The organism is Lentiprolixibacter sp., assembly GCF_982873095.1.
This window is the reverse complement of the sequence record NZ_CEYNTP010000124.1, coordinates 1-7,991: the sequence shown is the minus strand read 5'-3', so window position 1 is coordinate 7,991 and position 7,991 is coordinate 1. Positions and strand designations below refer to the sequence as shown.

Here is a 7,991-nt window from a genome sequence, read left to right as displayed (position 1 = left end):
TGTGTCACCAAGATTGACTAAGGTCTTCCCATCTAGTTGAATCTTGAATCCGATGGCCCCCCATCCAATGCGCTCTTCTGGTCCGGGTTTCAGCGTTTTTGAAAAAGGACCGAGTTTTATGGTAAGTGGACCATGGGTAGTTTTAATTCCGGTAATGGACATCCCGTCAAGCTCGATGGTTTCATCCACAGAAAGGGTCTGATACTTTTGTAATTCTGTGGTAAAGGCAACTCCCTTGTCCCTGGGACCAAGTAGCAGGTGCTTCCCATCAACCTCTTTCACCATCGTTTTATTACAAATGACAGGTGCATGGGAAACAGCTGCCATTCTATCGGCGTGCCAATAGTGATCAGGGTCGCCATGCGTTACCAAAATATGCGTAATATCATCCCATTCGGATTTAGGGATCAGCGAGCTGAATCGGAAATAATAGAACATTAAACCTCCCGGATCGATGGCGATTTTCTTATTACCGGATTCAATGAGAAAGGCATTGTACAGGTAGTGTGTTATTTTCATTTTTAAGTCGAGGATTAGGTCAATTCTCAGAAGTGGTATTTGCCTTCATCTTCTTTATTTCTTTTCCCGCAATCCACTTAACCAGTTTATTTTTCCAATAGGGTATTTTAATATCGTAGTAGTAGTCGTTCTTATCCCGGTAGAATTCGTAATCTGCCCAGCCCTTCAATTTATTCCATTCGGAAATATATTTGAAGATGTTGAAATACACCAGCTGGTTAAAGGAGGGTTCGATTTTCTCCTGAGCTTTTATTGAACTAATCAATTTTTCATATGCTTTTATTGCTTGAGATCTATTGTGCTGGGTTTCGTCTTCTGTTTTTCGGGCTACCATCAGTTCCACCGAGGGAACAAATTTGAATCCATATTGTGTAAAGTTTTCGGTCAGATACTTAGTGGTCAGATCTGCGCCAAATCCTGCACAGGTGGCCAGGGCCATGGCATGTTTGCCAAAGAAGATGGGTCTATGAGCCATAAAGCTGGTCCGTTCAACAAATTTCTTCATCAAGGCACTTACAGCCCTGGCATAGGTAGGGGATGCAAATATGACCCCATCGGCAGCCTTCATTTCTTCAATAATCGCATCGCGATCATCCTGGAGGGGACAGCTCTCTTCTCCATTATTGATACAGGAATAGCAGCCGATGCAGTCCTTAAGATCAAGCTCAGACAGCATAAGTATCTTGAAATCGATTTCAGGATGACTTTGCTCCAGCATCTTCAGAATATTGTATGTATTCCCTCTATGCGGGCTTCCGCAGATGGCTACAATTTTTATTCTTTTATCCATCTTTAGTCTATTATCATTAGGAAAAGGCGATTACGCCTGGGGTGCTTCAGGCTGCCTGTATTGCCTAACCCACAGGTCCAAATACCATGGCTTCTTCACCAATTTCCATGCCTTCGCAAGTTTTAGAAAAGCTACTGTCGTCCTTCTTTATTTCGAACCTCAGATACTCATCCTCACCATTTGAGGCCAGTGGAAGCCAACGATACGGCAGATCCAAATCAGCTACCTTATGGTCTTTAAGATTGAGGATGGCGTATTGCCCTTTTTCATTCTTAAATCCTTCCGGCTTTGCAAAGGTCAACTCAACCGTATTTTCATCAACTTTTTTCGATGATTTGAGTTTCACAATGCGATCATCAGCGTATTTTTCTGTGTCGGTATCGGACCAGATCTTGTCTTTATTCATTTGTAAGGCTGCTAAAAACCCGCCTGTTACGCTGCCTTCAAAACCACCTCCAGGGAATGCCCAGGCCGATGCAAAATACAGGTTGGGTATAAGGAAATTATTTCTGAATCGCTTAGAGGCCGTTAAGTCCAGGGTCTGTGCAAAACCGTATACGGCCCCGCTGGGATTAGCAGTAAACCGCTTGATCGTCTTAGGGGTGGAGACCTCATAGTATTCAATGGTTTCTCCTATTCCCGGGAACTGCTCTTCCAATCGTCGTAACAAGATCTGGGCTACTTCTTCTTTTTTGGTTTTGTACTCCTCATCACTGAGGTTTTCCCAGAATTTCAGATAGTCTACAGTGCAGATCACACCTGCGGCTTTGTCTGATGGTGCCAGTCCGGCGTCTACCTTTTCATAATCTACAAAGATGAAACTGCGCTTATCCCAATCGCCCAGTTGATTGGGGTGCACATCCTTTAAGGTCTTAACATCCTCTCCCTGTATGAAGTTTGAATAGTATTTAACCCCGAATTGATCCAGTTTCTGGTTAAAACCAAAATACATGCACAACAGCGAGGTAGAATCCGGATGGGAACCTATCATTTGCTCGAGTTTACTTGCATAAGGCTCATCCAGCAAGGCGGGCACCGTGGGGATGGCCGCATTGGCTACTACATTGTCGCAGCTGATGGTAACAGGGTCTTCATTCTTAAAAACATCGCGGAAGGTTACTCCTGTAGCCTTGCCATTTTCAGTAATAATTTTTTCTGCCTTTTTGCCTAATAGCACCGTACCTCCCTGCTTTTCAATGAAGGCTGCCAGGTGATCGGATAGCTTTTGAGAACCCCCCTTTATAAAGTGACCCCCGCTTTCAATGAAGCCTGCAAAAGGCAATCCGAAATAGAACATCGACAAGGTGTAAGGGTCATCACCCCAGTAAGCAATATGCGCTGTTAAATCAAGTTTTAACTCTTCATTCTTTATGTGTTTATCAAGCCAGGATCCAACTGTATGTTTTGTTGCTGTTACCAGGTTGGGGTAAAGCAAAGGGAATAGCGGATAGATCAGCTTTCGTTTTAAAGGAGATCGCGGTAAGTTCATTGCTTCATGCCGGATTCCGGCCAGCAATTTCAGGAACTTTTTTATAGCCTTCTCCTCCTCCGGGTATTTGTCTACCAGCGCTTTTGTGGCTGCTTCAAAACCGTGTGGGAATACAAAGTCTTCTTTATTGGAATCGGACACTATGCCATAAAACTCTGGTACTTGCAGAAATTCCACGTTTTTATCTATCTCCAGCATCTTGAAGATATTCCTCATGGTGCCACCCTCTACCAGGCCACTCATTTCGTGTAGCCCGACTTCAATTATGAAATCTCCACGCTTAAATGTGGTGGCACACCCACCAGGTTTATAGTGTTGCTCCAGAAGCAGCACTTTTTTTCCAAATTTCGATAAGGTAGCCCCTGCGGTTAATCCTGAAAGACCACCACCAATAATAACCGTGTTATATTTCATGAGTAAAGAGATTTATCCGTTAGATAATGAGGAACCAACCTTCGAAATTATCTAATTATCACCGGTTTAATAATGACAATGGTCATATTACGGCCCTATTTTAAAAGTAAGGAGCGCAGGGTAAGGAAGGAGGCCAGGAAAAGGCTCATTAATCTTAAACCGAAACCAGAGATTTCTATTCGCTTCAGCTGAAAATTCTGCTTTTATATTGGATTATAGGTAGTATCCTGATGGGTATTGCGTATCGGTTGGGTTGTATGCTATTTGTTATACTGTTATTTCAATCAAATTACCTTCCGGGTCTGAGATCACACTTTCATAATATCCATCCCCGGTGGTTCTCGGTTCCCCAATTACTAGATTGCCACTTTGTCGAATTCGCTCGGTTAGCAAGTCCACCTTTTCTTTCGATCCAACAGAAATGGCAATATGGGTAAGCCCCAGTTGATATTCCAATTTTTTATTTGGTTCATTACGATCAGCTTGATGCATCAACTCAATGCGAGGACCATTTTTGAACGACAAAAAGTATGAACTGAACTTCTTTTTTGTATTGTGATATTTATCACTCGCAACCAGGTCGAAAAATTTTAAATAGAACGCTCGCATTCTTTCAATATCCCTTGTCCAAATAGCAATATGCTCGATTTTCATTTGGTGATCCTTGGTATGGGCATACGAACCCCCGTCATGCCAGCCCGGAAGCAGCTCCTGCTGTTTCCGGATTCCTTGTGGCGTATGGGCGGGATTAAATCGATGGAAATGATTGATGGTCTGTACCTACTCTGCATTTTGATAGGCTTCTTGCAGCCAATTAATCAGCTCTGCATCTATTTGATTCACATCTGTTAATCTTACTCTGTGTGAGCACATAGTACCGAAAGGACCTGAATTTTCCAGACGTTCTGTTATGGGTTCACCCTTCAATTTAAGCCCTAAATCAACCCTGGTTTTTGTAGCAGGTTTTATTACAGCAAATTTCCTTTTTCTGTCCAGGCTAACTTCCGTTTTCTTGGGGGTAATCTTTACATCTTTTCCGAATTCAACAACTGTTTTAACCAGTAAATCATAAATAGGCAACAAATTCTCTTTACCCTTGTATTGATTTGCGATGAGGTCTTGTGATGTTGTTTGTTCTTCTTTGCTCAATGAGACAATGGTGTTTGCAAAACCGTGCGTTACCTGGTGCTCCTTTTTAAGATAGTTTACCGCTTCAGAATGTTTGGCAAAGGATTTTGTCTTTAGCAAGGATTTCCATTCGGATAGAGACTTGCCCGTCTTTTCAGGCATATTGTCGATCATGGTTTGTAATGCTTTGTCCATAATTCAATACTTAGTGCTCAGTTTTCCTGCTATTAATCATCCATGCCAGGGTTTTTGACCTTGTGCAACTGTTCAGAGAAATCCCCTAGTTCACTGAAGGGGTTATGACAAATTTGCGGAAGTCAATGGGGCCATGGTCTCCCTGTATCATTATAGGGCCGGGTTCCCCTTCATTACTGTCAAGAGAACCTCCTGTTATACCAGGGATGGGACGGTTGGAAACAACTTCAATCCCATTATGCACAATGGTAACATGTCTTCCCACCAAGGTAATTTCATAGGTTTGCCACTCTCCGGGTTCTTTTGAGGCATTCACTGCGGGGGGGATATATCCGTAAACGCCACCGATACTCACATGATCTGCCCTTCCCTTGGAATCTTCGATCTGAATTTCATAACGGCCGCGAAGGTATATTCCGCTATTACTTCCTTCAGGATACCTGAATTCTATGCTGAGTTTGAAATCATTAAATTTTTGATTGGTAATCAGGTTGCCCCCTTTTTCCGGGTTCACCAACATGCCGTCTACCATTTTAAATTTATTGTTCTCCGGAATGATCCAGCGATCCATATTGTCGGTCAGTAAATTGATGGGATTGCCCCACACCGGCGGTTCCGTTCTTTTTAAGCTTGGTGCGCGAACCCCGGTAAACATAAGTTTATTCCCATCGAGCATTTTATATCCCGAAAGTTTGTCGTCTTTCAGGCTGAATTCAAAATAAATATCATCGATATCCATCCATTGAGGAGGAATGGTAAAGTGATATTTGTCTTTTTTAGCATCGTAATGTACCTCGGCAATGGGCCTTGCACTTCCTTCGTAACCCACATAATAACCTACAAGTGTGGAAAAACCGGATAGTTTAACCTCTAACCATCCTGGAAAACCGTCGGACGCCATGAGTCCATGCCGGAACATTCCGAGATTCTCTAATTGATCTTTTTCCATGACAATGGTAAGATCCCATTTACCAATTAGTGGCGAATCACTTTCAACACGTTGTGCATACAAGGTAGATGAACTAACTATTGCAATAACAGTTAGCAATAAGAGCATTTTTAAATTTTTCATGATAGTATATAGTTAGTAAAGACTTTTGATTTTGTTAAGGTACGAATCTAATTAAAAACTGAAATGGAATAGTGTTTGGATCTATGGATCTATTAATTACTGCAACATGCCTGCTACGGGGCTTTCACCTCAAATGTCAGTGTCGCCCAGTTGGATTCATAATCGAAATCTTCCTCCTCGCTTTCCAGCATATGGATGGTTGCAATGTACCACTGTCCTTCATTGCTGATCGTAAAACTAACCTCCCCCTCCTTATTTGTTCTCAGAGAAGTTTCCTGCCCGTCTTTTACGTTTATGTTTTTTCGTGAACTAACATGAACCGTTTGATTGCTGAGCGGTTTTCCCAGGTACAACAGCCTGAATGACATCTCATCGCCAATAGACAGGTTATAAGGGTTTTTCAGTGGAATAAACTCTATAGGATAGTTAAGTTCCATTGAAAAATCAGCAGTTCTGGTTTCACCGACCTGCAGGATGGCTTTTACATGCTTGGAATATTTTTCATTTGCAGAGGTGTTTGTGATTCCTTTGTTTTTCCTGTCTGAAATTACTTCGGTCAACCCCTCATGTTCCAGGTATTCCAAAAACTCAGCTCCACTTAGCTCGATACTTCTCGGTTTTGTTGAAACTCCTGCCACGTATGTTCCGGGATCCGCGGTTTTAAACTTCAAATAGGTGGCTTTGCCCTTATCGTAAAAGTCATCAGGCGCGGGTTTAAAATTGTACTCCGGACCGATTATCTGTGGATTGATAATTCGATCTCTGGTGATCACATTTTCACTTTGATCGAAGGTTCCGTTAAAAAGGTAAAGTTCTGAATGGCTATAGGTGTTAAGAAAGTAGGAATCAGACTTCAGGAATAACTCATGAGATGACAAGGTAAAGAACAGGAACAAAAGCAGAAGTGAAGTTGAAATTCTTCTCATTTCAGTAGTTGGATTTATGCCCTGTAAATTTATTATAAAAGTAATTCAATGGCAGGCGGCATACTGTTAAACTCGCTGGCATTTCGATAGCAATTAGCCGCAAGCACAGTTAAATGCTTTATTCAGCTAAATCAGTAAACCCCAGTGCATCGCAATAGCCCTTATTTGGGAAACAATTCTCGAACCTGGAATTTTCCACATATTGGTTTAAGACCTTCACTATCTCATTCGGGGCTATCCCATCAAGACTATCTTTCAGCGCCCTGATCTTACTGAATGAGCTTCTGTCTCCTTCTGCATATTGGACAAAAGCATCATAACCCTCGGGTTTATCAAAGTTCATAGGTCCGCGGGTATTATCCATTTTCTTGTAGGGCCAGAAGGTCCAGTGGATCTCATTTTTATCCAGGAGTTCCCTGAAGTTCCTGACCCAGGCATCATCATTTTCTCCGCTTTCCCCCATTAAAATGGGGACATTGTGTTTTTCCCTGAAGTCAATATACTCCTGGATCTCTTTTTGTTCAGGGGGCATCCAGTATTTGTGGAAGGTATAGACCAGCTTATCATCAAAGGGTTCTGAAAATACGGAAAAATCAGTCTCCCAGACAGCACCTCCTATAAAGACTATATGGTTCTGATCTACCTTCCTTATGGCTTTTGTTATCCTTTTGTACAGGGGTTCCAGGTTGTGTTTAAGGGAGTCAGCTTCAAAATAATGAGGGATAGGTTCGTTGAGTAAATTGTAACCGACAACAGTGGTATTGTCTGCGTACCTTTCGGCTATCTCCTGCCAGATTTCCGTGACCTTTTGTTTCATCCCTTCATCTACCATCAGCCAGGGATATCCGTCACTGTTATCTATATTGTCGCCGGTCTGACCTCCGGGTGCTCCATGCATATCGAACAAGACATAGATATTGTACTGCTCACACCACTTCACGGCCTTGTCAAAGTACTGGTAACCCTGCATGTCCCTGCCCAAAAAATCGTCATGGGTTAGCAGGCGGTAATCAAATGGCAGTCGGATAATATTCGCACCGGCTTCTGACAACCATTTAATATCGGCTTCGGTTATGTGATTCTCAAGGAAGGCGTCCCAAAAAGTGGTAGTAGCACTATTGCCAATCAATTCCCGGATGGCCTGGTCTATTTTACGTGGGGAATTACAGTTGCGCAGCTTAAACATATAGCCTTCTGGTAACAGCCAGTTGCCCAGATTCACCCCTTTTAAATGCAAACGCTCACCTTCTGGCGAGTAAATGTTTTTCCCATCCACATAAACGTATTTTTTTTCGGTCTTCTGACAAGATAGTGAGACACAGATGAAAAGGAGATAGATCCAGAATTTAGGTTTCATAGGTATTAGTTTAGGCAGGAAGAATCCAAAATAATCATCTACTTACAGGCATTGATATAGACAGTTATTCCTTTATAATAAATGCAGTCAGAATTTCGGCA

At 42.3% G+C, this 7,991-nt stretch carries 8 protein-coding genes; all 8 read right to left on the bottom strand.

Features of this window, described 5'->3' with window-relative positions:
* A partial coding sequence (locus AC4E7D_RS08625) for an MBL fold metallo-hydrolase (RefSeq protein ID WP_490173402.1) occupies nucleotides 1–519 on the bottom strand: 519 nt, incomplete at its 3' end.
* Nucleotides 520–538: 19 nt separating this feature from the next.
* Nucleotides 539–1,309 (bottom strand): flavodoxin family protein, encoded by a 771-nt coding sequence (locus tag AC4E7D_RS08620; RefSeq protein ID WP_490173401.1) that lies wholly within the window; start codon nucleotides 1,307–1,309, stop codon nucleotides 539–541.
* Between the two features lie 64 nt (nucleotides 1,310–1,373).
* Entirely contained in the window at nucleotides 1,374–3,212 is a 1,839-nt protein-coding gene (locus AC4E7D_RS08615) for a phytoene desaturase family protein (RefSeq protein WP_490173400.1), read from the bottom strand.
* A gap of 267 nt (nucleotides 3,213–3,479) precedes the next feature.
* Nucleotides 3,480–3,866 (bottom strand): VOC family protein, encoded by a 387-nt coding sequence (locus tag AC4E7D_RS08610; protein ID WP_490173399.1) that lies wholly within the window; start codon nucleotides 3,864–3,866, stop codon nucleotides 3,480–3,482.
* 126 nt (nucleotides 3,867–3,992) lie between these two features.
* The gene (locus AC4E7D_RS08605) at nucleotides 3,993–4,535 is read right to left on the bottom strand and encodes a DUF4287 domain-containing protein (RefSeq protein ID WP_490173398.1); all 543 of its coding nucleotides are present in this window, start codon (nucleotides 4,533–4,535) and stop codon (nucleotides 3,993–3,995) included.
* Nucleotides 4,536–4,620: 85 nt separating this feature from the next.
* Complete coding sequence (locus AC4E7D_RS08600; RefSeq protein ID WP_490173397.1) at nucleotides 4,621–5,607, bottom strand: 3-keto-disaccharide hydrolase; 987 nt, start codon at nucleotides 5,605–5,607, stop codon at nucleotides 4,621–4,623.
* Between the two features lie 113 nt (nucleotides 5,608–5,720).
* Nucleotides 5,721–6,533, bottom strand: coding sequence for a DUF4198 domain-containing protein (locus AC4E7D_RS08595; protein ID WP_490173396.1), 813 nt, complete (start codon nucleotides 6,531–6,533; stop codon nucleotides 5,721–5,723).
* A gap of 118 nt (nucleotides 6,534–6,651) precedes the next feature.
* Nucleotides 6,652–7,890, bottom strand: a complete 1,239-nt coding sequence (locus tag AC4E7D_RS08590; protein WP_490173395.1) for a glycoside hydrolase family 5 protein — start codon at nucleotides 7,888–7,890, stop codon at nucleotides 6,652–6,654.
* Between the last annotated feature and the right edge of the window lie 101 nt (nucleotides 7,891–7,991).

Excerpts from the sequence above, each read along its gene's own strand:
- AC4E7D_RS08620 (WP_490173401.1), bottom strand. The coding sequence starts at position 1,309 with ATGGATAAAAGAATAAAAATTGTAGCCATCTGCGGAAGCCCGCATAGA.
- AC4E7D_RS08615 (WP_490173400.1), bottom strand. The coding sequence starts at position 3,212 with ATGAAATATAACACGGTTATTATTGGTGGTGGTCTTTCAGGATTAACC.
- AC4E7D_RS08610 (WP_490173399.1), bottom strand. The coding sequence starts at position 3,866 with ATGAAAATCGAGCATATTGCTATTTGGACAAGGGATATTGAAAGAATG.
- AC4E7D_RS08605 (WP_490173398.1), bottom strand. The coding sequence starts at position 4,535 with ATGGACAAAGCATTACAAACCATGATCGACAATATGCCTGAAAAGACG.
- AC4E7D_RS08600 (WP_490173397.1), bottom strand. The coding sequence starts at position 5,607 with ATGAAAAATTTAAAAATGCTCTTATTGCTAACTGTTATTGCAATAGTT.
- AC4E7D_RS08595 (WP_490173396.1), bottom strand. The coding sequence starts at position 6,533 with ATGAGAAGAATTTCAACTTCACTTCTGCTTTTGTTCCTGTTCTTTACC.
- AC4E7D_RS08590 (WP_490173395.1), bottom strand. The coding sequence starts at position 7,890 with ATGAAACCTAAATTCTGGATCTATCTCCTTTTCATCTGTGTCTCACTA.